The organism is Delftia sp. BGA-UO-ETr-SB1 (assembly GCF_059567865.1).
Genome location: NZ_JCAQOW010000002.1, coordinates 21,200 through 45,358 on the forward strand (window position 1 = coordinate 21,200; position 24,159 = coordinate 45,358).

A 24,159-nucleotide genomic window follows, 5' to 3' on the forward strand; every position below is an offset into this window, starting at 1 on the left:
GCTGCTCGCATGGCTTGGAGCACGGGGGCGCAGAGGTGGCATCGCATTGGCAGCCGGGCTTGATCGCCCTGCACGGGAATCAGACGGAGGTGCTGGCCGACACGGTGCTGGCATGGCTGGCTGCGCACCCGCTGGATGTGCTGGAGCCCGAGGTGGTGCTGGTGCAGAGCAACGGCATGGCCGAGTGGTTCAAGATGCGCATGGCCGAGCAGCTGGGCGTGTGCGCCGCCGCGCGCGTGGAACTGCCCGCGCGCTTTGTGTGGCGCAGCTACCGCCAGGTGCTGGGCCGCCAGGCCGTGCCGCGCGAATCGCCCCTGGACAAGACGCCCATGACCTGGCGGCTCATGCGCCTGCTGCCGCAGTGCCTTCATGACCCGGCCTTCGCCCCCATTGCAGGCTTTCTGCGCCCCGGCGAGCCCGAGCGGCTGCTGCAGTTGGCCCAGCGCCTGGCCGACCTTTTCGACCAATACCAGATCTACCGCGCCGACTGGCTGGACGCCTGGGAGGCCGGGCATGACGTGCTGCCCATGCCCTTGCGCCCTGGTGTGGCGGACGCCCCGGTGCCCGAAGGCCAGCAGTGGCAGCCGCGCCTGTGGCGCGCCGTGCTGGCCGAGCTGGACGAGGACCAGCGCGGCGCCACGCGCGCGCGCCTGCAGGGCAGGGTGCTGGCCGCGCTGCAGTCCGGCGAGGCGCCGGCCGCGCCGCTGGCGCGCCGCGTGGTGGTGTTCGGCATCAGCCAGTTGCCGCTGAGCCTGCTGGAATTCCTGGCCGCCATTGCCCGCCACAGCCAGGTGCTGCTGGCCGTGCCCAATCCCTGCCGCTTCCATTGGGCCGACGCCATCGACGGGCGCGAGCTGCTGCGCATGGCGCGGCGCCGCCAGCCGCTGCGCGGAGGGCGCGATCTGGCGCAGCTGCCGCTGGAGGCCATGCACGCCCACGCCCATCCGCTGCTGGCCGCCTGGGGCCGGCAAAGCCGCGACTATGTGCGCCAGCTCGACGCCTTCGACACCACGGGTGCTGCCGCGCAGCTGCAGATGCCGCGCGTGGACCTGTTCGACGAGACCGATGCCGAGGACCTGCGCACCGCGCCGCTGCTGGCCCAGGTGCAGCAGCGCATCCGCGACCTGGTGCCGCTGGCCGAGCACCCGCCGCTGGAGGTGGCGCGGGCCGACCGTTCCATCGTCTTTCACAGCGCCCACAGCGTGGTGCGCGAGCTGGAGGTGCTGCACGACCAGCTGCTGCAGATGCTGGCCCGGCCACCGGATCCTGCCCAGCCAGGGCAAGCGCCGCTGGCCCCGCGTGACGTGGTGGTCATGCTGCCGTCCATAGAGACGGCAGCGCCCTCGATACGTGCGGTCTTCGGCCAGTACGGACGGCATGACCCGCGCCATATTCCCTTCGACATCGCCGACCTGGGTGCGCGCGCCAGCAGCCCGCTGGCCGTGGCCCTGCAATGGCTGCTGCGCCTGCCCCAGCAGCGCTGCCGGCTCAGCGAGCTGTGCGATCTGCTGGACGTCCCAGCGATTGCCGCGCGCATGGGGCTGGCGGCCGACGACCTGCCCCAGCTCACGCGCTGGATGGCCGGGGCCGGCATCCGCTGGGGACTCAATGCGCCGCAGCGCGGCGCCCTGGGCCTGCAGGCCTGCGGCGAGCACAACAGCGCCTGGTTCGGCCTGCAGCGCATGCTGCTGGGCTATGCCGGCGGCGTGGCGCAGGACGGCCAGGCCTTTGGCGGCATCGAGCCCTATGACGAAGTGGGCGGCCTGTCGGCCGAGCTGGCCGGAGTGCTGGCCGCGCTGCTGGAGCGCATGCTGGCCTGGTGGCGCGAGGCCGGGCGGCCCGCCACGCCCGAGGTCTGGGCGCAGCGCTTTCGCGCACTGCTGCAGGACTTCTTCAAGGCGCAGGACGATGAGGACGAGGCCATGCTGGCCGCGCTGGACGCCGCCCTCACGGACTGGCAGCGCGCCTGCGAGCAGGCCGGCTATGCGGACGCCGTGGAACTGGGCGTGGCCCAGGAGGCCTGGATGCAGGCGCTGGAGCAGCCCTCGCTGTCGCAGCGCTTTCGCGCCGGTGGCGTGACCTTTTGCACGCTGATGCCCATGCGGGCCATTCCCTTCGAGGTGGTCTGCCTGCTGGGCATGAACGATGGCGACTATCCGCGCCGCGCCACGCGCAGCGACTTCGACCTGATGGCGCTGCCCGGCCAGCAGCGCCCCGGCGACCGCGCGCGCCGCGACGATGACCGCCAGCTCATGCTCGAAGCCCTGCTGTCCGCACGCCGCGCGCTCTACATCAGCTGGACCGGCCACCATGTGCGCGACAACAGCGAGCAGCCGCCCTCGGTCCTGGTCTCCCAGCTGCGCGACTACCTGGAGACGGGCTGGCGCGGCGAAGGCGGCCAGCCGCTGCTGGCGCAGCGCACGCAGCAGCACCCGCTGCAGCCCTTCAGTCGCCGCTATTTCGAAGAAGGCTCGCCCTGGACCACCTATGCGCGCGAATGGCGGGCCGCGCATGCGCAGTCGGACGGCACGGACGCGTTGCCTGCGCTGCCCGCGCAGCCGCGCCCGCCCTTTGTCCCCGACGCCTCGGCGCCGCTGACGCTGGCCCGGCTCACCGATTTCCTGCGCCACCCGGCGCGCGCCTACCTGCGCCAGCGCCTGCAGGTGCGCTTCGAGCAGGAAGACAACCCCGTGGTGGACGAGGAACTGTTCCAGCTCGACGGCCTGACCGAATACCTGCTGGTGCAGCAGTTGCAGCAGCAGGTGGCGGCCGGCCTGGACGAGCCCGGGCAGGCGCCCCAGGCCATGGAAGACAGCGTGCGTGCGGCCGTGGCGCGCCTCACGCGCTCGGGGCGGCTGCCGCTGGCGGGGCTGGGCGAGCGCGGCGCGCGGGCGCTGCAGTCCTCGGTCACGCCTTCGCTGCGGGCCTGGCGCCAGCAACTGGATCGGTATGCCCATCCCGCGCCGCGCAGGCGGCTGCTGATCGAGGACGATGGCCTGGTGTTCGACGACTGGATCGACGGGCTGCGCCAGTCCTGCGAAACCGAAGAGTCCCCCGATGCGGACGACGCACAGTGCTGGCTGCTGCTGGACCCGCGCAACCTGCTCAATGCCAAGGGCAGGCCCCATGCCGACAAGCTCATGCCGGTCTACCTGCGCAGCCTGGCGCTGGCCGCCAGCGGCTCGCAGGCCGAGTTGCGCGTGGTGGCGCGCGACGGCCTGGTGCAGGTGCTGCCCATGGACCCTTCCGAAGCGCTGGCACGGCTGCGTGAATTGATGGCCCTGTGGCGCGAAGGCCAGAACGGCCCGCTGCCCCTGCCGCTGCGCAGCGGCCTGGCCATGGCCGAAGGCCTTCCCGCTGCGGCCCAGCAGGCCTATGAGGGTGGTCATCTGGTCGGCGGCGAAGGCGAGGACCCGTCCTGGGCCCGCTGCTACCCGGATTTCGAACGCCTGAGCGCCGATGGCCGTTTCGAGGCCCTGGCCCATGCCGCCCACGCGCCGCTGCTCGACTGGGTGGCCGCGCAGGTGCAGGTCCTGCCGTACCAGGGGGAGGCGCAATGAGCGCGAGCGAAATGATCGGCGCCGTGACCGGCGATGTGGACGGCGACGTGACCAGCCATGTGCTCGACGCGCAGCGCTTCCCGCTGTGGGGCAGCCGCCTGATCGAGGCCAGCGCCGGCACCGGCAAGACCTGGACCATCGCCGCGCTCTACCTGCGCCTGGTGCTGGGGCATGGCGAGGGCAGCTTGGACGGCATCAGCAGCACGGCCTTCGAGCGCCCGCTGATGCCGCCCGACATCCTCGTCATGACCTTTACGCGCGCGGCCACGCGCGAGCTGTCCGACCGCATACGCAAGCGCCTGATCGAGGCCGTGCAGTGCTTTCGCGGCGAGGCCGAGCCCGCGCCCCACGACGCCTTCCTGCACGCGCTGCGCGAGGCCTACCCCGAAGGCGCGGCCCGTGAACGCGCGGCCTGGCGCCTGGCCATGGCGGCCGAATGCATGGACGACGCGGCCATCCACACCATCGACGCCTGGTGCCAGCGCATGCTGCGCGAGCATGCCTTCGACAGCGGCAACCTCTTTGACGAAACGCTGGAGCCCGACGAAAGCCAGCGCCAGACCGAGGCCGCGCAGGACTACTGGCGCCAGCAGTGCTACCCGCTGTCCGACGAGTTGCTGGACGAGGTCCTGAAGATCTGGCCCCACGTCGGCGCCCTGGTCGATGACATGCGCGCCCTGCTGCGCGAGCCCCCCGTGCCCGGCGCGGGCGAGGGCAGCCTGGCTGACTGCCTGCAGCGCGCCATGGAGCAGCGCCGCAGCCGCCTGCTGGCCCTGGCGGCCGGCTGGGACGACAAGGCACAGCGCCTGCAGCTGTGGCTGGATGGACAACTCGACGGCCATGGCGCGCTGTGGGACAAGCGCAAGCTGCAGCCCGCGCGCTACACCGGCTGGCTGGCCGCGCTGGCCGACTGGTCGCGCGCGCCGCTGGACGGCCCGCTGGCGCTGACCGAGGCCGCGCGCCACCGCCTCAGCCCCGAGGGCCTGGCCGAGGCCTTCAAGGGATCGGCCGGCGATGTGCTCATGCCGCTGGAGCTGGCCGAGCTGCAGGCGCTGCTGTTGCAGCTGGAGCAACTGCCGCCCGTCAGCGTGGCCGTGCGCCTTCATGCGGCCGCGCGCGTGGCGCAGCGGCTGGCCCACCTCAAGCGCCAGGCCGGCAGCTTCGGCTTTGCCGACATGCTGCAGCGCCTGGACACGGCCCTGGCCGGCGACAACGGCGCCGTGCTGCGCGAGCGCATCCTGGCCCAGTACCCGGTGGCGTTGATCGATGAATTCCAGGACACCTCGCCGCTGCAGTACCGCCTGTTCGACCAGATCTACCGCACGGCGGCCAACGACCCGAACAGCGCCCTGCTGCTGATCGGCGACCCCAAGCAGTCCATCTACGGCTTTCGCGGCGCCGACATCCACAGCTACCTGCAGGCGCGCCGTGCCACCGAGGGCCGCCACTACGTGCTGGGCACCAATTACCGCTCCACCGAGGCGCTGGTGGGCGCCGTCAACCATTGGTTCGCGCAGGCCGAGCAGCGGCCGGGCGAGGGCGCCTTCATGTTTCGGCGCGGCAGCCACAACCCGCTGCCGTTCGAGCCCGTGGCCGCCCAGGGGCGCAGTGAACAGCTGCACACGCGCGACGGCGCCATGCCCGCCCTCACCGTGGCCTGGAGTGCGGGCCGCGACGAGGACACCGGCATTCCCCTGCCTTTGTCGGCCGACGAGGTGCGGCGGCGCTTTGCGGCCCATTGCGCCGAGCAGATCGTGCAGTGGCTGGCCGACCCGCAGGCCGGCTTTGTGCAGCCCGATGGCCGCCTTGTGCGCCTGCGGCCTGCCGACATCGCCGTGCTGGTGCGCACGGGCCGAGAGGCGGCCGCCGTGCGCCGAGAGCTGCAGGCGCGCGCTGTGGCCTCGGTCTACCTGTCGGACCAGGATTCGGTGTTCGCCAGCGACGAGGCCCATGACCTGCTGTACTGGCTGCGCGCCGTCGCCGCGCCGCTGGATGCCCAGGCCGTGCGCGCGGGCCTGGCCACGCGGCTCATCGGCCTGTCGCTGGACGAGCTGGCCTGGCTGGCCGCCGACGAGGAAGCCTTTGACGTGCGCAGCGAGCAGCTGCGCGAACTGCACAGCATCTGGCTGCGCCTGGGCGTGCTGGCCATGCTGCGCCAGACCCTGTACCGGCTGGACCTGCCCGTGCGCTGGCTGCAGGACCCGGCCATGGGCGGCGAGCGGCGCCTGACCAACTACCTGCACCTGGCCGAGCTGCTGCAGACCGCCAGCGCCCAGCTGGAGGGCGAGCAGGCCCTGATCCGCTGGCTGGCCACCCAGATCGAGACGCCGGGCAGCGGCAGCGAAGAGCAGGTGGTGCGCCTGGAAAGCGATGCCGACCTGGTCAAGCTCGTCACCGTGCACAAGAGCAAGGGCCTGGAGTACCCGCTGGTCTGCCTGCCGTTTGCGGGCAGCTTCCGCCCCATGGAACGGGCCAGAACGCCGTTCCTGACCCTGTCCGCGCAGGACGAGTCGCAAGACGACGCGGCTCCGGCCCGCCGATTGCTGCTGGACTTCAGCGACGAGGAACTGGCCCAGGCCGACCGCGAACGGCTGCGCGAGGACCTGCGCCTGTTCTACGTGGCGCTCACCCGCCCGCGCCATGCGCTGTGGCTGGGCCTGGCCCCGCTCAAGCGCGGCAACGGCAAGGCCTGCGTGAACGAGCAGGGCGCAGCTGGCTACCTGCTGGGAGGCACCGAGCCGCGCTCGGCCCAGGGCTGGCGCGACGGCCTGCAGCAGCTGTGCGGCGAAGACCCGCACATGGCCTGGCGCGACCTGGATGCCGGGCCACTGCAGCGCACGCGCTGGCAGCCACCGGCTGGCGCCACCCCGCTGCACCATGCCCCGGCCTACGACGCGCGCTTCGACACCCGCTGGGGCATCGGCAGCTTCTCGGCCCTGGTGCGTGCCATGGCCGCGCCCAGCCTGCCCGTGCTGCCCGTAGCCGTGCAGCGCCCGGCCGAGGATGAGCAGGCGCTGGAGCCGCCGCCATCGCCGGAACTGGCGGACATTGCCGGCCTGGCCGGCCTGGCGGGCCTGCAGCCCCTGCAGGATGGACCGGCCGCTGGGCCTGCGGTCTGGCACCGCTTTCTGCGCGGCCCCGTGGTCGGCAACTTCGTGCACGACCAGCTGGAATGGCTGGGCGGCGAAGACTTTGCCCTGCCCGTGGACGGCCAGGGTGCGCTCGCTGATCGCCTGGTGCGCCGCTGCGAGCGCGCGGGCCGTGGCGAGCAGGCGCGCGACCTGCTGGCCTGGCTCACGGCCGTGGTCCACCAGCCGCTGGCGCCGCTGGATGTGACGCTGGCCACGCTGGGCCCGCAACTGTCCGAGATGGAGTTCTGGCTGCCCGCGCGCCAGCTGCCGGCCGAGCGCATCGACCAGCTGTGCCGGAGCTTCATCCTGCCGGGGCAGGACCGGCCCGCGCTGCCCCAGCGCTCGCTGCACGGCATGCTCATGGGCTTTGCCGACCTGGTGTTCTGCCACGAGGGCCGCTACTGGGTGCTTGACTACAAGAGCAACCACCTGGGTCCGGACGGCGCCGCCTACGGCCAGGAGGCCCTGGCCCGCGCCATGCTTCACCACCGCTACGACGTGCAGGCCGCGCTCTACCTGCTGGCCCTGCACCGGCTGCTGCGCAGCCGGCTGGGCACGGCCTACGAGCCGCAGCGCCAGCTGGGCGGCGCGCTGTACTACTTTTTGCGCGGCATCGATGGCCCGGCCGGTGGCATGCATGCCATGGCGCCCGAGCTGCCCCTGCTCGATGCGCTCGATGAACTGCTCGGCCCCGGCCACGCCAACGCGGAGGAACTGCCATGAGCCCGCGCCCCCGTTCGCGGACCGTCGATACGGCCACGCTGGACCTGTTCGATGAACGGCCGAGCGACGACTCGCCGGGCGCCGTGCCGCCAGACACCAATGAAGTGCTGGCCCTGCTGCGCCGCTGGGCCGATGCCGGCCTGCTGCGGCGCCTGGATGCGGCGCTGGCCTCCTTCGTCGCCGGGCAGGATGCGCAGGCCGGGCCCGCCTTGCTGGTGGCCACCGCGCTGCTGGCGCAGATGGAGGGGCGCGGCCACAGCTGCCTGCCCCTGGCACCGCTGGCCGGCCACCCCAACGACGTGCTGGCCTGGCCCGCCGAGGCGCTGCCCGCGCAGCAGGCCCTGTGGCAGATGCTGCCCGCTCGCCTGTCCGGCTGGGTGGCGGCGCTGGGTGCCAGCCCCGTGGTGCGCGTGATCGGCGACGCGGGCCAGGATGGCGGCGAGGACCTTGGCCAGCCCTTGGTGCTGGCAGGTGCCGACGGCCCCGCGCCGCTGCTGTACCTGCGCCGCTACTGGGACTACGAGCGCGCCGTGGCCACCCATGTCATCCAGCGCACGGCGGCGCAGGCCGTGGCCGGCCAGCCGCTGGACGAAGCCCTGGCCCGGCGCTGGCTGGACCGCCTGTTCCCGCCTGCGGCGGACGCTGGCACTGTGGACTGGCAGAAGCTGGCCTGCGCGCTGGCGCTGCGCGGCCGGCTGTCGGTGATCACGGGCGGCCCCGGCACCGGCAAGACCTATACCGCCGCGCGGCTGCTGGCCCTGCTGTTTGCCACGGCGCCCGACGCCGGCCAGCTGCGCGTGGCCCTGGCCGCCCCCACGGGCAAGGCGGCCGCGCGCCTGAAGCAATCGATTGACGGGGCTTTGCTGCAATTGCAGGGCAGCATGGGCGGCGAGATCGACCTGGCGGGCCTGGTGCAGCGCATGGGCGCGGCGCGCACCCTGCACTCCATGCTGGGCGCGCGGCCCGATACGCGGCACTGGGGATTCCATGCGGGCCGGCAGCTGGACGTGGACGTGCTCATCGTCGATGAGGCCTCCATGGTCCACCTGGAGATGATGGCGGCGCTGCTGGAGGCACTGCCGTCCGGCGCCCGCTTGGTGCTGCTGGGCGACAAGGACCAGCTGGCATCGGTGGAGGCGGGCGCCGTGCTGGGCGACCTGTGCCGCGATGCCCAGGCCGGACGCTACCTGCGGGACACGCTGGACTATGCGCTGCGCGTGGCCGGCCAGGCGGTGCCGCCGCAGTTCGCGGCGCCGGCAGGCGACCGGCCTCCGGCTCTTGCGCAACACACCGTCATGCTGCGCGAAAGCCGGCGCTTCGGTGGTCCCATCGGCCAGTTGGCGCGCGCCGTGAATGCCGGCCACGCCGCGCAGGCCCAGGCCTTGCTCGATGCCGGCACGCAAGGCGGTACGCACTCCGAACTCTGGGAACGCCAGGGCGGCGGCGTGCAGGCCGTGACCGAACTGGCCGTGCGCGGGCGCGGTGGCCTGGCCAGCTATGCGCTGTATGCCAGGGCGCTGCAAAACAGGCCGGCTGCGGACGGCGGCTACGAGGCCGCGCACCGGGCCTGGGTGGTCGATGTGCTGCAGGCCTTCGAGCGCTTCCGGCTGCTGTGCGCCGTGCGCGAGGGGGACTGGGGCGTGTCCGGCCTCAACCGGGCGGTGGAGCAGGCCCTGGAAGCGCAGGGCGCGATCCGCCGCAACGGCGAATGGTATGCGGGCCGGCCCGTCATGGTCACGCGCAACGATGCGCAACTGGGCGTGTTCAACGGCGACATCGGCATTGCGCTGCCGGGTGGGTCGCAGGGCGGGTCACAGGGGGGCCCGCAGGGTGGGCCCGGGCAGCCGCTGCGCGTGTACTTCCTGCAGGGTGACGAGCTGCGCTCGGTCGGTGTCAGCCGCCTGGCCCATGTGGAGACCGCCTTCGCCATGACGGTGCACAAAAGCCAGGGCTCGGAGTTCGAGCACACGGCCCTGGTGCTGCCCTCGCGCGGCGGCAGCGTGCTGGGGCGCGAGCTGGTCTACACCGGCATCACGCGCGCCCGCCAGGCCTTCTCGCTGTTCTCCGAGGTGCCGGGCCTGCTGGCCTCGGCCGTTGGCAGCCCCACGCAGCGCGCCAGCGGGCTGCTGCGCTGGCTGCAGGACTGAGGCGGGCAGGGCGGCGGCTCAGGCCGGAGTCTTGTCGCTGGCGTAGCGGGACATCATCAGCGCCGTATTGGTCTTGCGGTCGGCATTGACCTGCTGCACCGTGGGCCGCTCGGCCATGCGCGCCAGGTACTCGCGCACGGGCAGGTCGGCCAGCACGTCGCGCCCGCCAACGATCTTGCTGGCCGCGCTGACCAGGGGCAGGTGGACGATGGCGCAGCAGTCGGCCAGCGTGAAGCTGTCGCCCGCCACAAAGGGTGAGAAACGCGCGAGTTTGGCGAAGGCCGCCACGTTCTTGTCGAGCTGGGCCAGCGTGCGCTCCCGGGTGGAGTCGCTGACCTGGCCGCCGAAGAAGGCCTGCGGGTAGAGGATGCGCGCCACCAGCTCCAGGTGCAGGTCCAGGTACACGCACAGCTCGCGCACCTTGGCGGCCTCGAAGGCGTCGGCCGGCAGCAGGGCCGGCGAGGGCGACAGCGTCTCCACATACTCGACCATGGCGGCCGACTCGCACAGGCCACGGCCGTCGTCGATGCGCAGGTACGGCACCTTGCCCAGCGGCGACAGTGCCATGTCGGTCTCGCCCAGCCAGTCCAGTTCCTCGTTGAAGGGCAGCTGCTTTTCCAGCAGGGCCAGCTTGACCTTGTTGTAGTAGTTGCTGGCCGCGAATCCGCACAGGGTGAGCATGGGTGTCTCCTTGGGTTGTTTGTGGTGAAGGCGAGGGTGCGCGCCTGTGATGGTAGGGGCGGGCAGGGCATGGCGCGGTCCCGGAGATGACGACTGGGGCAGACCCCTAGAATGGCGCCATGCCGCTTCGCCTGCCCTCCACCTTGGCTGCCTGCGCCCGCTGGGTGCTGGGGCTGTGGCTGTGCGTGGCGCTGGCATCGGCGTTTGCGCCGCTGGCGCGTGCCTCGGGCTGGGAGCGCCTGTGCTCGGCCGCTGGCGAATCGGTCTGGGTGCCATCGCCGGCCGGTCAGGACAATGCCCTTGCCGGAAGCCACGGCATCGACTGCCCGCTGTGCCTGCCCCCGCTGGCGCCGCCGCCCGCCCGGTGCAGTGCGGCCCCGGCACCGCTGATGGCAGATGCGCAGCCACGGGCGCACCCGGCCTCCGTCCACAGCGTGGCCATGCCGGCCTTGCCGCAGGCCCGCGCCCCGCCCCGGTGACTCCCCATTTCAATCCCTGCCTCTTTCGCTTGGCTTTTGTTTTTGCAAGGCACACAGACCGTGCTGCAACGTATTGAATTTTCTGGAGAAACCGTGATGACACTGCGTCAATGGACCACCCCTTTCCTGATCGCCGCCTCCCTGTCCATGGGCCTGGCCCATGCCCATGCCGATGCGGCCCACGTCAAGGCCGACGCCGCCTGGGCGCGTGCCAGCGTGCCGGGCCAGCAGGCCACGGGCGCCTTCATGCGCCTGACGGCCGAGGAGCCGCTGCGCCTGGTGGGCGTGGAGTCGCCCGCCGCCGGCGTGGCCGAGGTGCATGAAATGAAGATGGAAGGCGATGTGATGCGCATGCGCGCCATTGACGGCCTGGACCTGCCCAAGGGCGTGGCCGTGGACCTGAAGCCCGGCGGCTACCACGTCATGCTGCAGCAGCTCAAGAGCCCGCTGCTCAAGGACAGCCAGGTGCCCATCACCCTGGTGTTCAAGGATGCCAAGGGCGAAACCTCGCGCCTGAGCCTGCAGGTCCCCGTGCGCGCCATGGCGCCCGGCGCGGCGGCTGCCCCGGCAGCGGGCCACGGCGGCGGCCACGCCGGCCATTCGCACTGAGCCAGCGCCATTGCACCGGGTTTGTGCGCAGCCGCATGCGCATGACTTGCCGTGGACTTGGCGTGTGCCTGGGTTAAGCTGGGAGCATGGCCGGCATCCTTCGCCGGCATGCTCTTCCAACCCAGTCCTAGCGAGTGCTGCCATGAGTGACGCGTCCTCCTTCGGTTTCGGCAAGTTCATCCCCGGTTTCGACTTCCTGCAGGGCCTGGCCCAGAGCGCGGGATCGGCCACGGCCCGGCCCCTGGGGCGCCTGCCCGAATGGGTGGCCCCCACGGTGAGCATCGAGGAGGTGGACAAGCGCATCACCGAACTCAAGGCCGTGCAGTTCTGGCTGGATCAAAATGGCAAGGCGCTGGCCGCCACCATCCAGGCCCTGGAAGTGCAGCGCATGACGCTGTCCACCCTGCAGGGCATGAACGTCAGCATGGGTGAACTGGCGCAGGCCTTCCAGTTCCCCGCCGCTGCAGCCGCCACCGCTGCTGCAGCCACTGCGGGCAAAGGCGCCGCCAGCGCGGGGCAGTCCGACCACTCGGACTGGCCCATGTCCTCCGCCGGCAAGGCCGGCAAGCAGGAAAAGCCGCAGGCCGCGCCCGCGCAGCCCCCTGCCGAGCCGCCTGCAGCTGCTGCGGCCGCTGCATCCGCGGATGCCGGCAGCAAGGCCTCCGGCCCCGAGGCTTCTGCGCCCAAGGACGAGCCGGCCCAGGCCGCCGCCATGGGCCAGGCCATGCAATGGTGGGGCGCACTCACCCAGCAATTCCAGCAGATCGCCGCCAAGGCCATGGCCGAGCCCATGGCCCCCGAGGCCGTGGCTGCCGCACAGCGCGCCACCGGCATGGCCGGCGACATCGCCAAGGCCGCCATGGACCGCATGACGGCCCAGGCTGGCGCCTTCGCCGCGCAGGCAGGCAAGGCGGCTGCACCGGCGGCCAAGGCCCCGGCCGGAGCCGCCAAGGCGCCTGCGAAATCGCCAGCCAAGGCTCCACCGAAAGCTCCAGCCAAAGCGCCAGCCAAGGCAGCGGCCAGGAAGACGGCGGCAAAGACCACCGCAAAGACAACAGCCAAGGCACCGGCCGCAGGCAAGGCGCCGGCCAAGAGCCGGCCACCGCGCTGAGCGGCACGGCGGCACCCATGGATGGTCTAGAGCCCTCCGCAAGCCGGGCGCTGGCAGGGCTAGAAAGAAGGTTGGAATGTCGTTGTTTCCTGTAGGCCATGCCAGCCATTCCGACTGGCGCGCCGCGGCCGATGCGGTGCTGCTGCAACTGCGCTCGCAGATGGCCGATCCGGGCCACGCGCAGCGGCCCCGACTGGGCCTGGTGTACCTGTCCCACGCGCATGCCGCCCATGCAAGACCGCTGCTGCAGCATCTGGCCAGGGCCTTGCCCCATGTGGCGGACTGGGCTGGCTGCTCGGCCGGTGGCGTGCTGGCCATGTCCCATGAATACCTGTCCGGTTCCGCGCTCGCGGTGATGCTGCTCGATGTGCCGGCGGCGCACTACCGCCTGTATTCGGGCCTGGCGCCCTTGCATGCGCCGGGCGGCGAGGCCGGGTTCACGGCCCATTCGGCCCTGGTCCATGCCGGAGGCGGCCAGCCCGAGCTGGCCGAGTTGCTGTACGAGCTGTCCGAGCGCACCGAGTCCGGCCTGCTTTTCGGCGGCGTGGGCGATGACGGGGACGATGGCGTGGAGGGTGTGCAGATCGCCTGCCGCACCGAGGACCTGCATGCGCAGCATGCGGATGCGCGCGGCATTTTCAGCGGAGGCTTCTCGGGCGTGGCCTTCGGTGCGGGCGTGCCCTGCATCACGGGCATGGCCCAGGGCTGCGTGCCGCTGGGCGAGGGCCTGGAGATCACCGAGGCGCGCGGCGCCCTGGTCACCGGGCTCAATGGCGATCCGGCCTTGCAGCGCCTGCTGCAACTGCTGGGCGTGGAGCTGGAAGGCAGCGACTGGCAGCCCGCGCTGACCACGGTGCGCAGCACGCTGGCGGCCATTGCGCCGCCGGGCCGGGGCATGGCCCACGGCGTGCTCACCGAAGAGGCCCAGGTACTGACCCTGGTCGGGCTGGACCCGCTGCGCCAGGGCGTGGCCCTGTCATCGGCCGTGGAGGCCGGGCATTCGGTGATCTTCTGCCGCCGCCAGGCCCAGGTCGCGCGCCAGGAACTGCTGCAACTGGGCGCTGCGCTGCGCGATGCGGCTGAGCCCGAGGAGGCGGCGCCCGAAGGCGAGGCACAGCCCCGCATCCGTGGCGCCATCTACATCAGTTGCCGGGGCCGCGGCGGCGGCCTGTTCGGCGGCCCCGATGCCGAGCTGCGCACCCTGCGCCACGCACTGGGCGATGTGCCATTGATCGGCTTCGTCGCCGAAGCCGAGATCATGGACGCCCGCCTGCACCGCTTCGCCGGGGTGTTGACGGTGTTCACTGCTTAGGCGCCGTACACGCCGTACACGCCGTACACACGGTACACACCGTCTGCACCTCAGACCGCGCGCGGGCGCACCGTGCCTGCGCTGCGATCCGGGTCCATGGCTGCGGCTCCCAGAAAATCGAAATCCACGGCCGGCTGCCTGCCGCTGACCAGGTCGGCCAGCGCCATGCCGGAGCCGCAGGCATGGGTCCAGCCCAGCGTGCCGTGGCCGGTGTTCAGGAACAGGTTGGCGATGGGCGAGCGTCCGATCAGCGGCACATTGCTGGGCGTGGCGGGGCGCAGGCCGCTCCAGAACTGGGCGCGCCCGGTATCGCCGGCGCCGGGGAACAGCTGCTGCACGCGCCGCACGATGGCCTCGCAGCGCACGGGGTCCAGGTTGCGGTCGTAGCCGTTGAACTCGGCCGTGCCGGCAATGCGCAGGCGGTCGCCCTGCGCGCCGGTGTAGCGCGAGAACACCAGCTTGAACTCATCGTCCGTGAGGCTGACCTGGTAGGCCTTGGCGGGGTCCAGCACCGGCAGGGTCACGGAGTAGCCCTTGGCCGGGTAGATGGGCAGGTGCAGCCCCAGCGGCTGGGCCAGCAGCGGGCTGAACGAGCCCATGGCCAGCACATAGGCGTCGCCCTGGATGCGTTCGTAGCGACCATCGGCATTGGTCACCTCCACGTGGTCGATATGGCGGCTGGCGCCCGCACCCGTGGTGCGCAGCGCCATGACGTGGTGGCCGTGGCGGAACTGCACGCCCGTGGTGGTGGCAATGCGTGCCAGCTCGCGGGTGAAGAGGTTGGCGTCGCCCGATTCATCCTCGGCCGTATAGGTGGCGCCCGCTATCTGCCCGCGCACATGGGCCAGGGCCGGCTCCAGGCGCACGGCTTCGTCGGCGTCGATCAGGCGGCGGTCGCAGCCCAGGGCCTGCATCTGCTCGGTGGGCTTGAGCGCACCCTCGAACTCGCGGGCGTTCGTGTAGAAGTGCAGGATGCCCTGCATGCGCTGCTCGTACTGGATGCCGGTGTCCGACCGCAGCTGCTGCAGGGCCTCGCGGCTGTAGGTGCCCAGGCGAACGATCTGCTGGATGTTGTGGCGCGTGCGCGCGGGCGTGCAGTTGCGCAGGAAGGACAGGCCCCAGAGCCACTGGCGCATGTCGGCGCGCAGGCGGAACAGCAGGGGGGCGTCCTGCCGGCCCAGCCAGCCCAGCAACTTCAGCGGTGCGCCGGGGTTGGCCCAGGGTTCGGCATGGCTGACCGAGATCTGCCCGCCGTTGGCAAAGCTGGTTTCGGCGCCGGGCGCAGCCTGGCGGTCGATGACGGTCACTTCATGACCGAGAGATTGCAGATAGTAGGCCGAGGCGGTGCCGATCAGGCCGGCTCCGAGAACGATGACGCGCATGACAATGCCCTTTCAAAGGCATGTGCCGGTCACGCGGAAGCTGGTAGCTATGGATTCAATAGCAAGCAGCCGGCGTCCGTCGTGACGCAGCTGCCGCTCCCCCTGTCCTTGGTACCTGAGAGATTCACCGCCGTCCATGGGAACGGGGCTTGCTCCTTCGGTGCGCCGCATATTGCGTGCGGCGGCTCTCCAGACGGCATGTTGTGTTTGCAGTACGGAACCTGAGCGTGTATGGGAGTTTGCGCCTTCGGTGAGGCTCGGCACCGTGGTGCCCGCCTGCTCTCCTGCAGGGGCGATTCTATGTAGCTTGCGCAGCCGGTTCCAGTCGTACTGGGGATACCACCAGTTACTACCTGTATGTGGTGTGGCCGATTCAGGGTATTCCCTATATCGCTCAAGCGCCTCCCTCGTAGCGCTGGCACGAGCCTTCGATTTCATGTAAAAAAACTATTGAAATAGAAAAAAACATGATTTAGCCTATCGGTATGTGTGGTGGTTTGACAGCGCATGTTCTGATCGATTGAACCTCCATGGGGTAACCATGGGTTGTATATCTGTCGGATAGGCGACTTACCGTTGCACAGGTGAAGGTCTATGGAAACTGGCCCGCCACTGGAAAAAATACAAGCACGGTGAATATGGTTCGTTGAGGGAGGAAAAAAATGATTTGCATCGCAAACCCGGCTGAAGTTGTGCCCGGCTCAATGGGCAATGGAGCAGTGCGCAAGCGCTGATGGAAATCCACCTTTTTTGATTGACGCGCAGGATCTGCGCGAAACCCTGTTACTTCCAATGTCACCGGTTGCAAGGTGAGTTGTGAGTTCTTGACTCAAATAGAACTATCCGAGGTGCGGCGATGCAAATGCGCTGGGTACAACTGATGGCCATTGCCATTGGGGAAAATATTTTCCTGTCTGATTTCCTTGAAAAAATGGGGAATATCATGCGCGTTCTTGATCGCCTGCCTGGTTCGGTGTTTTTACGAAAATGGCGTGCAGCGAGGTACTTGTTCTCGTTGCTGCTGCTTTCGTGCGCCGGTATTTCATCCACGGCACTCGCGGCGACCATCGTTTTCACGGTCACCGACAACAGCGACGCTCCAAATGCCAATGCAACGACACCAACCACCTGTGTCAGCACGCTGGGGGGTACCTTTGCTGGCGCATGTACGCTGCGAGCGGCCATTCAGGCAGCCAACTACACGCTACAAACGCTGGATCCGAGTGCCGATGTTTCCATCGTCTTTGCGCCGACACTGTCTACGTCGGTACGAACCATACAGAGCGGGACATCCAAGGATGCGGCGGGAAACCTCCATCCGTATGTCGACAATCAGACGGTTTACGTGCGCTGTGCCAACACATTCGTCAGCGGAGCCCAGTCCGGCGCCGTGACGGGAGCCACCAATGCCTGTGGTCAAACCCAGATGATCAGCGGCGGCGATACGGGCACCACCACTGGTGCCGGTGGTGCCTGGTACTGGCTCAAAGGCACCGTGCCAGCCGGCACGGGCTCATTGACCATCGATTTCGGGGGAGTCATACAAGTCCAGAACTGGGCGGACTCCGCCTGGGAAACTTTTTATCTTGGTGGGAAGAACATCACGCTCACCAATTCGCCCAACATGACCTGTGGCGAAGCGGTATTCGTCGTTGGCTCCCCGGCGAACAATGTCACCATTGATCGCGTCGGCCTGGTGAATGTGGCGCCAACCCCTGCGGGAGAGGGGACGCCGTTCAACTGCGAGCTGTACGCGGAGATTCATCAAGGCGCACAAAACGTATTCTTTACCAATAGCACGATCAATTCCGCGATATGGAATGGAAATTACGGCAATAACAAGGGCTCGGCCATTTCCGTTGCCGCAAGCAACGGTACAGGCACGGTTTCCAACATTGTTGTCGATAATTTCACTGTAACGAATCTGCCCAATCCTATCGGGGGAATGCAGCTCGAGCAGTTCTTCCAGGTCATGTCGAACATGACCGTCAACGGATTGACGATCAAAGATTCGAATATCGCACTGAGCCCGACTGGTGGAAATGCGCCCAGGGCCGTGGTGTCGGTTGATGGAACGATCAGCCTGGCCAATGGAATTGGTCTGGCCGTGACGGGTAATACCTTCTCGCTGCCTATCGCCGCCTATACCGGGTCATCGCCAACGCATGTGTCGGCACCAACGGTGAATACGGCAGCCTCAGGCACGACGCAGGTAGTGACGGTGACCGATAACAACTTCACTGGCGGCGGGGACGGGGTGAATATCGGTGGTACGGGTACGGCACCAGGATTGATTGGCAACAACAAGATGACAAGCCAGTCGAGAAGTGCCATTCGTATCACTACGCGTGATTTCTTCAAGATTTCTCAGAACACGCTGTTTTCCGTGCCTGTGGCTGCAAAATCAGGCATCATTTTGCTGACGACGGGCAATGGACAAACCGGATGGACCCCCACCCTTGGCGTTGGCGCCAGTGACACCGCCGCCTGCACCTGGACATTCAATATCACGGCAAATGCCAATGCGAGCGAGCCGGCACCGTATACGGTGGAAGCCTTTTGGTCGCCGACCGGCGCGGGCGTCAACGATGCGCAGGTCTATCTGGGCTCCGAAACCATGGCCGGAGCCTCGGGAACGCTGACCGTTCCTTCGTATCTCAGCGGCCAGGTGCGAGTCACAGTGACGGACAGCAATTCCGGCGGAGCCCAGACCTCGCAGCTTTCAACGGCTGCAAGCGTCACCGGTTTTCCCTGTGCCTTGAAATCCGGCGTTCTGGCGACGACCAACAATCAACCTGTCGGCAGCAGCGACTTGCTGGAGGTCTACATTGTTGACGGCCAAGGCAATGCCTGGACAGGGGGCAGTGACACCGTCACCTTCGCAGCGCCGCCTGCAGGTGTCACGTTCAATGGCGGCTCCGCCGCAGTCAGCTGCACGACCAACTCCAGCGGAAAGTGCGCGTCTCCCATCAATGCCAGCAGCAGTGTCGCCGGAACATTCACCACACCCGTGACCTTGTCGTCGTCAGTCGCTGGTGCCACGTTCTCCAATCTTCCATTGGGTGGAAGTCCGGTATCTGGCGCAGTGACCTATCAGCCTTCGCCGGTTGCTTACAGCTTCACCGGGCTGCCGGCCAGCACGAGCGGGTCTGAAATCGCCGCGAGTCCGCCATCGATTGCGGCCAACGGCGTCTCCACCAGCACCTTGGCCGTGCAGTTGAAGGATGCTTTAGGCAACCTTGTCACCACCTGTACCGATACGGTGGCCTTCACCCTCAATGCGGGGACGCAAGGCGTTCCTGCCGTCAGCGTCACGGGCTGCAGTGCCGGCATGTACACGGGGACGGTGACATCGCCGGTGCTGGTCGGCAGCGGCACCTTCGGGTTCACCATCAACGGGTCTGCGGCTGTTGCCACCGCAACGGTCTCCTATGTGGCCGCAACGCCGAGCACGAGTGCATCGACGATAGTCGCCACACCGACATCGATCGTGGCCAACGGCAGCTCCACCAGCGTGCTGCGCGTGCAACTGGTCGATGCCAGCAGCAATCCGATCAACACCTGCACGAACACGGTGGCATTCACCCTGAACGGCGGAACGCAGGGAACGCCGAGTGTGGGCGCGGCCTCATGTACCGCCGGCATCTATACGGGCACCGTCACATCGCCCACGGCGGTCGGCAGCGGGATCTTCGGATTCACCATCAACGGCTCTGCCGCAGTTGCTACGGCTTCAGTGAGCTACACGGCGGGTCCGCCAAGTACCAGCGCCTCGACCATCGTTGCGAGTCCGACCTCGATCATTGCCAATGGCACCGCAACCAGCACATTGACGGCGCAGCTCAAGGATGCGTCAGGCAATTCGATTGCAACCTGTGCCAATACGGTGGCCTTCACGCTGAACAGCGGAACACAGGGCTCGCCTGCGGTCGGCGCGGGGGCGTGCAGCGCAGGGGTGTACACGGCAACCGTCACGGCACCTACCGCAGTCGGCAGTGGCACCTTTGGTTTCACCATCAATGGCTCGGCCGCCACGGCTACGGCTGTGGTGAACTACACGGCCGGCCCGCCCAGCAATGGCACGAATGGAAACCTGATCAGTGCCAGTCCGCTCAGCGTTGTCGCAGACAACACTGCCACGAGCTCGATCAGCGTGACCCTGCGCGATGCCAATGGCAATCCCGCCACGGATACGGTGGCGCACACGATTGTCTTCACCAAAACGGGCGTGGGCACGACCACGCCGACCGCACCCACGTGCACGATCGCGGCCAATGCCAATCCGGCCACCTGCTCCGTGACGGTGAAATCGGCCACGGTTGGCACCGCAAGTTTCACGGCAACGGACAACGGAACGGCCGTGAGCAATGGCGGTCCGGTATCGGTCAACTTCATTGCCGGGCCGCCCAGCAATACAGCCAGTGGCAATCTGCTCAGTGCCACACCGCTCTCGGTGATGGCCGACGGTACGAGCACCGGCACGGTGACCGTTGCACTGCAGGACGCCAATGGCAATGCAACGGTCGATACGGTCGCCCACACCATCGGCTTTGTCCATACCGGCGCCGGCACGCCGTCGGCAACTTCCTGCACGATTGCGGCCAATGCGAATCCAGCGCGCTGCTCCATCACGGTGACATCCACCGTGGCGGGTGCGGCGAGCTTCACAGCCACGGACAACAACGGCACCACCACCCAGAGCGTGGCAAACGGCAGTCCGGCCGTGATCAACTTCACGGCCAATGCCGCCGACCCCGCCAGGTCGGGGGTGCGTACCGTCACCAGTCCGGTCACGGCCAATGGCTCGGCGACAGATGTGCTTGAAGCGTTTGTGGGAGATGTCAACGGCAATCCGGTGGCCGGAAGCGTTGTCACGTTCTCTCCCACCGCAAACATCACCTTCAGCGGTACCTGCACCACCAATGCGGCCGGTACCTGCCAGGTCACCGCCAAGACAACCGTCGCGGGTTCCTACACTTCCGGCGCAAGCATCGCGAGCGGCGCATTGAGCGGCAGCGGCGTCAGCTCCGGCGGCAATACGTACGGTGCGACGGCTGCCTATGTCTTTACGGCAGGTGCCGTCGATCCCGCCAATTCGACCATGTCGGTCGATGTGAACAACCAGGCAGCCGGCGGCGGCCAGGACGTCGTTTCCGTGGTCACCAAGGATGCGTTCGGCAATCCGGTCACCGGCGTTGCCGTGAACTTCAGCGTGACGCCTGCCGGAGCGGCGCCTGCCACCGCCAGTTGCACGACTGCGGGTGCGGCGGCGACCTGCTCGGTGTCGTTCACCAGCGTGACCGCATCGACTTACTCGGCTGCCGCCACGGTGGGTGCAGCTGCCATCGGCAACAGCCCGCAATCGATGGCCTTTGTCGCCGGCAATGCCTCGGCAAGCAATTCGGGCCTGCGTGTCGTGAGCGACAACGCGGCGGCAAATGGCACGGCAACCGATGTGGTGGAAGCGTATGTGCGCGATGCCGGTGGCAATCCCAAGGGCGGCGAGGTCGTCACCTTTGCCGGTGCTGCCGGCGTGAAGCTGAACGGTGGTGCGGCAGGTGCGTCGGCCACTTGCACCACTGGAACAAGCGGCGCAACTCTGGGCATTTGCTCGATCACTGCCACCAGCACAGCAAGTGGTACCTACAGCATCGCCACCAGCATTCCTGCAGGAACCCTGGGTGGCACGTTCACCGTGGGAGCAAACGCGTATTCGCCAAGCGCCGCACAAATTCATTTTGTGAGCGTGGTGAACCTCAGTGTCACCAAGGCCAACCCTGGCAGCTTGGCTGTGGGCACGCCCTTCAACTACGCGTTCTCCGTGTCCAACGCTGCCAGTGCCTTCGGTCCTGCCACCAGCGTGACCATCAAGGACCTGGTGCCGGCAGGCATCAGCGTCACGGGCGTGCCGACCGGCGCGAACGTGGCCAGTGCGACCTGCACGCCCAATACCTTCCCCTTCGTGGGCAATGGCACGGCGATCCTGTCTTGCACCGTGAGCTTCACCACGCCGGTGGCGGCCGGTGGCGCCACCAGCTTCAACCTGCCGGCTGTTCCGACGGCGGTGGGGTCGAGCACCAACACGGCCTCCTACGATCCGTCGGGTGGCATCAGCCCGGTCAATCCGACGGCGGGTTGCACGACGGATTGCGCATCGACGCCTTCCACGCCGGTCACGCCTGGCACGCCAGCGCTGACGGTCACCAAAGCCAACCCCGGCAGTCTGGCTGTGGGCACGCCCTTCAACTACGCGTTCTCCGTGTCCAACGCTGCCAGTGCCTTCGGCCCCGCCACCAGCGTGACCATCAAGGACCTGGTGCCTGCAGGCATCAGCATCACGGGCGTGCCGAGCGGTGCGAACGTGTCCAGTGCGACCTGCACGCCCAACACCTTCCCGTTTGCGGGTAACGGCAGCACCGTGCTGACGTGCACGGTGAACTTCACCACACCGGTGGCGGCTGGCAGCAACAGCAGCTTCAACCTGCCGGCTGTGCCGACGGCGGTTGGTTCGAGCACCAACACGGCCTCCTACGATCCAGCGGGTGGCATCAACCCGGTCAATCCGACGGCGGGTTGCACGACGGATTGCGCATCGACGCCTTCCACGCCGGTCACGCCTGGTACGCCAGCGCTGACGGTCACCAAGGCCAACCCGGGCAGCCTGGCTGTGGGAACTGCGTTCAACTACGCGTTCTCCGTGTCCAACGCTGCCGGTGCCTTCGGTCCCGCCACCAGCGTGACCATCAAGGATCTGGTGCCGGCAGGCATCAGCATCACGGGCGTGCCGAGCGGTGCGAACGTGTCCAGTGCGACCTGCACGCCCAACACCTTCCCGTTTGCGGGTAACGGCAGCACCGTGCTGACGTGCACGGTGAACTTCACCACACCGGTGGCGGCTGGCAGCAACAGCAGCTTCAACCTGCCGGCTGTGCCGACGGCGGTTGGTTCGAGCACCAACACGGCCTCCTACGATCCAGCGGGTGGCATCAACCCGGTCAATCCGACGGCGGGTTGCACGACGGATTGCGCATCGACGCCTTCCACGCCGGTCACGCCTGGTACGCCAGCGCTGACGGTCACCAAGGCCAACCCCGGCAGCCTGGCTGTGGGTACGCCCTTCAACTACGCGTTCTCCGTGTCCAACGCTGCCAGTGCCTTCGGCCCCGCCACCAGCGTGACCATCAAGGACCTGGTGCCTGCGGGGATCAGCATCACGGGTGTGCCGACCGGCGCAAACGTGGCCAGTGCGACCTGCACGCCCAATACCTTCCCGTTTGCGGGCAATGGCAGCTCCGTGCTGACTTGCACGGTGAACTTCACTGCGGCAGTGGCGGCGGGTGGCAACACCAGCTTCAATCTGCCAGCTGTGCCGACGGCTGTGGGTTCGAGCACCAACACGGCCTCCTACGATCCAGCGGGTGGCATCAGCCCGGTCAATCCGACGGCGGGTTGCACGACGGATTGCGCATCGACGCCTTCCACGCCGGTCACGCCTGGTACGCCAGCGCTGACGGTCACCAAGGCCAACCCCGGCAGCCTGGCTGTGGGTACGCCCTTCAACTACGCGTTCTCCGTGTCCAACGCTGCCAGTGCCTTCGGTCCCGCCACCAGCGTGACCATCAAGGACCTGGTGCCGGCAGGCATCAGCATCACGGGTGTGCCGACCGGCGCAAACGTGGCCAGCGCGACCTGCACGCCCAACACCTTCCCCTTCGTGGGCAATGGCACGGCGATCCTGTCTTGCACGGTGAGCTTCACCACGCCGGTGGCGGCTGGCAGCAACAGCAGCTTCAATCTGCCGGCTGTTCCGACGGCTGTGGGTTCGAGCACCAACACGGCTTCCTACGATCCGTCGGGTGGCATCAGCCCGGTCAATCCGACGGCGGGTTGCACGACAGACTGCGCTTCCACACCGGTGACTCCGGTCACGCCAGGCACGCCTGCGCTGACGGTTACCAAGGCCAACCCTGGCAGCTTGGCTGTGGGCACGCCGTTCAACTACGCCTTCACGGTAGCGAATGCCGCCAGTGCCTTCGGTCCTGCCACCAGCGTGACCATCAAGGACCTGGTGCCGGCAGGCATCAGCATCACGGGTGTGCCGACCGGCGCAAACGTGGCCAGCGCGACCTGCACGCCCAACACCTTCCCGTTTGCGGGTAACGGCAGCACCGTGCTGACGTGCACGGTGAACTTCACCACACCGGTGGCGGCTGGCGGCAACAGCAGCTTCAATCTGCCGGCTGTTCCGACGGCTGTGGGTTCGAGCACGAACACGGCTTCCTACGATCCGTCGGGCGGCATCAGCCCGGTCAATCCGACAGCCGGTTGCACGACAGACTGCGCTTCCACGCCGGTGACTCCGGTCACGCCTGGCACGCCTGCGCTGACGGTTACCAAGGCCAACCCGGGTAGCCTGGCTGTGGGCACGCCCTTCAACTACGCGTTCTCCGTGTCCAACGCTGCCAGTGCCTTCGGTCCCGCCACCAGCGTGACCATCAAGGACCTGGTGCCTGCGGGCATCAGCATCACGGGCGTGCCGACTGGGGCGAACGTGGCCAGTGCGACCTGCACGCCCAACACCTTCCCGTTTGCGGGCAATGGCAGCACCGTGCTGACGTGTACGGTGAACTTCACGGCTTCGGTCGCAGCGGGTAGCAACACCAGCTTCAACCTGCCAGCTGTTCCGACGGCGGTGGGCTCGAGCACGAACACGGCCTCCTACGATCCGTCGGGTGGCATCAGCCCGGTCAATCCGACGGCCGGTTGCACGACGGATTGCGCATCGACGCCTTCCACGCCGGTGACGCCTGGTACTCCTGCGCTGACGGTCACCAAGGCCAACCCCGGCAGCTTGGCTGTGGGCACGCCCTTCAACTACGCGTTCTCCGTGTCCAACGCTGCCAGTGCCTTCGGTCCCGCCACCAGCGTGACCATCAAGGATCTGGTGCCGGCAGGCATCAGCATCACGGGCGTGCCGAGCGGTGCGAACGTGTCCAGTGCGACCTGCACGCCCAACACCTTCCC

Annotated in this window: 10 protein-coding genes and 1 riboswitch; of the genes, 8 read left to right on the top strand and 2 right to left on the bottom strand. The window is 68.2% G+C overall.

Features of this window, described 5'->3' with window-relative positions:
* The first annotated feature begins 35 nt into the window (after window positions 1-35).
* The 3 genes from recC to recD are packed head-to-tail and all read left to right on the top strand — an operon-like array spanning window position 36 to window position 9,561.
* Window positions 36-3,560, top strand: coding sequence for an exodeoxyribonuclease V subunit gamma (recC, locus tag AC57B5_RS00350; RefSeq protein WP_496398495.1), 3,525 nt, complete (start codon window positions 36-38; stop codon window positions 3,558-3,560).
* Complete coding sequence (recB, locus tag AC57B5_RS00355; protein WP_496398496.1) at window positions 3,557-7,414, top strand: exodeoxyribonuclease V subunit beta; 3,858 nt, start codon at window positions 3,557-3,559, stop codon at window positions 7,412-7,414. Before recC ends, recB begins: the two co-directional genes overlap by 4 nt.
* The gene (recD, locus tag AC57B5_RS00360) at window positions 7,411-9,561 is read left to right on the top strand and encodes an exodeoxyribonuclease V subunit alpha (protein ID WP_496398497.1); all 2,151 of its coding nucleotides are present in this window, start codon (window positions 7,411-7,413) and stop codon (window positions 9,559-9,561) included. Before recB ends, recD begins: the two co-directional genes overlap by 4 nt.
* Before the next feature lie 18 nt (window positions 9,562-9,579).
* On the opposite strand, the gene AC57B5_RS00365 is transcribed toward recD, so the two are convergent.
* Entirely contained in the window at window positions 9,580-10,242 is a 663-nt protein-coding gene (locus tag AC57B5_RS00365; RefSeq protein WP_012202455.1) for a glutathione S-transferase family protein, read from the bottom strand.
* Between the two features lie 119 nt (window positions 10,243-10,361).
* On the opposite strand from AC57B5_RS00365, the gene AC57B5_RS00370 reads away from it, so the two are divergent.
* The 4 genes from AC57B5_RS00370 (at window position 10,362) to AC57B5_RS00385 (ending at window position 13,753) form a co-directional block, all read left to right on the top strand.
* The gene (locus tag AC57B5_RS00370; protein WP_013800287.1) at window positions 10,362-10,721 is read left to right on the top strand and encodes a hypothetical protein; all 360 of its coding nucleotides are present in this window, start codon (window positions 10,362-10,364) and stop codon (window positions 10,719-10,721) included.
* 96 nt (window positions 10,722-10,817) lie between these two features.
* Window positions 10,818-11,330 carry a copper chaperone PCu(A)C gene (locus tag AC57B5_RS00375; protein WP_013800288.1) on the top strand — a complete coding sequence of 171 codons (513 nt, stop codon included), beginning with the start codon at window positions 10,818-10,820 and terminating at the stop codon, window positions 11,328-11,330.
* Between the two features lie 142 nt (window positions 11,331-11,472).
* Window positions 11,473-12,441 (top strand): PhaM family polyhydroxyalkanoate granule multifunctional regulatory protein, encoded by a 969-nt coding sequence (locus AC57B5_RS00380; protein ID WP_496398498.1) that lies wholly within the window; start codon window positions 11,473-11,475, stop codon window positions 12,439-12,441.
* A gap of 76 nt (window positions 12,442-12,517) precedes the next feature.
* Window positions 12,518-13,753 carry an FIST signal transduction protein gene (locus tag AC57B5_RS00385; RefSeq protein WP_034397936.1) on the top strand — a complete coding sequence of 412 codons (1,236 nt, stop codon included), beginning with the start codon at window positions 12,518-12,520 and terminating at the stop codon, window positions 13,751-13,753.
* 50 nt (window positions 13,754-13,803) lie between these two features.
* Here AC57B5_RS00385 and AC57B5_RS00390 read toward each other — a convergent pair whose 3' ends face one another.
* Entirely contained in the window at window positions 13,804-15,135 is a 1,332-nt protein-coding gene (locus AC57B5_RS00390; RefSeq protein WP_012202460.1) for a D-amino acid dehydrogenase, read from the bottom strand.
* A gap of 92 nt (window positions 15,136-15,227) precedes the next feature.
* A riboswitch (glycine riboswitch) is annotated at window positions 15,228-15,338 on the bottom strand.
* Between the two features lie 659 nt (window positions 15,339-15,997).
* Between AC57B5_RS00390 and AC57B5_RS00395 the strand changes: the two genes are divergently transcribed.
* The coding region (locus AC57B5_RS00395) for an invasin domain 3-containing protein (RefSeq protein WP_496398499.1) at window positions 15,998-24,159 on the top strand (8,162 nt) is incomplete at its 3' end.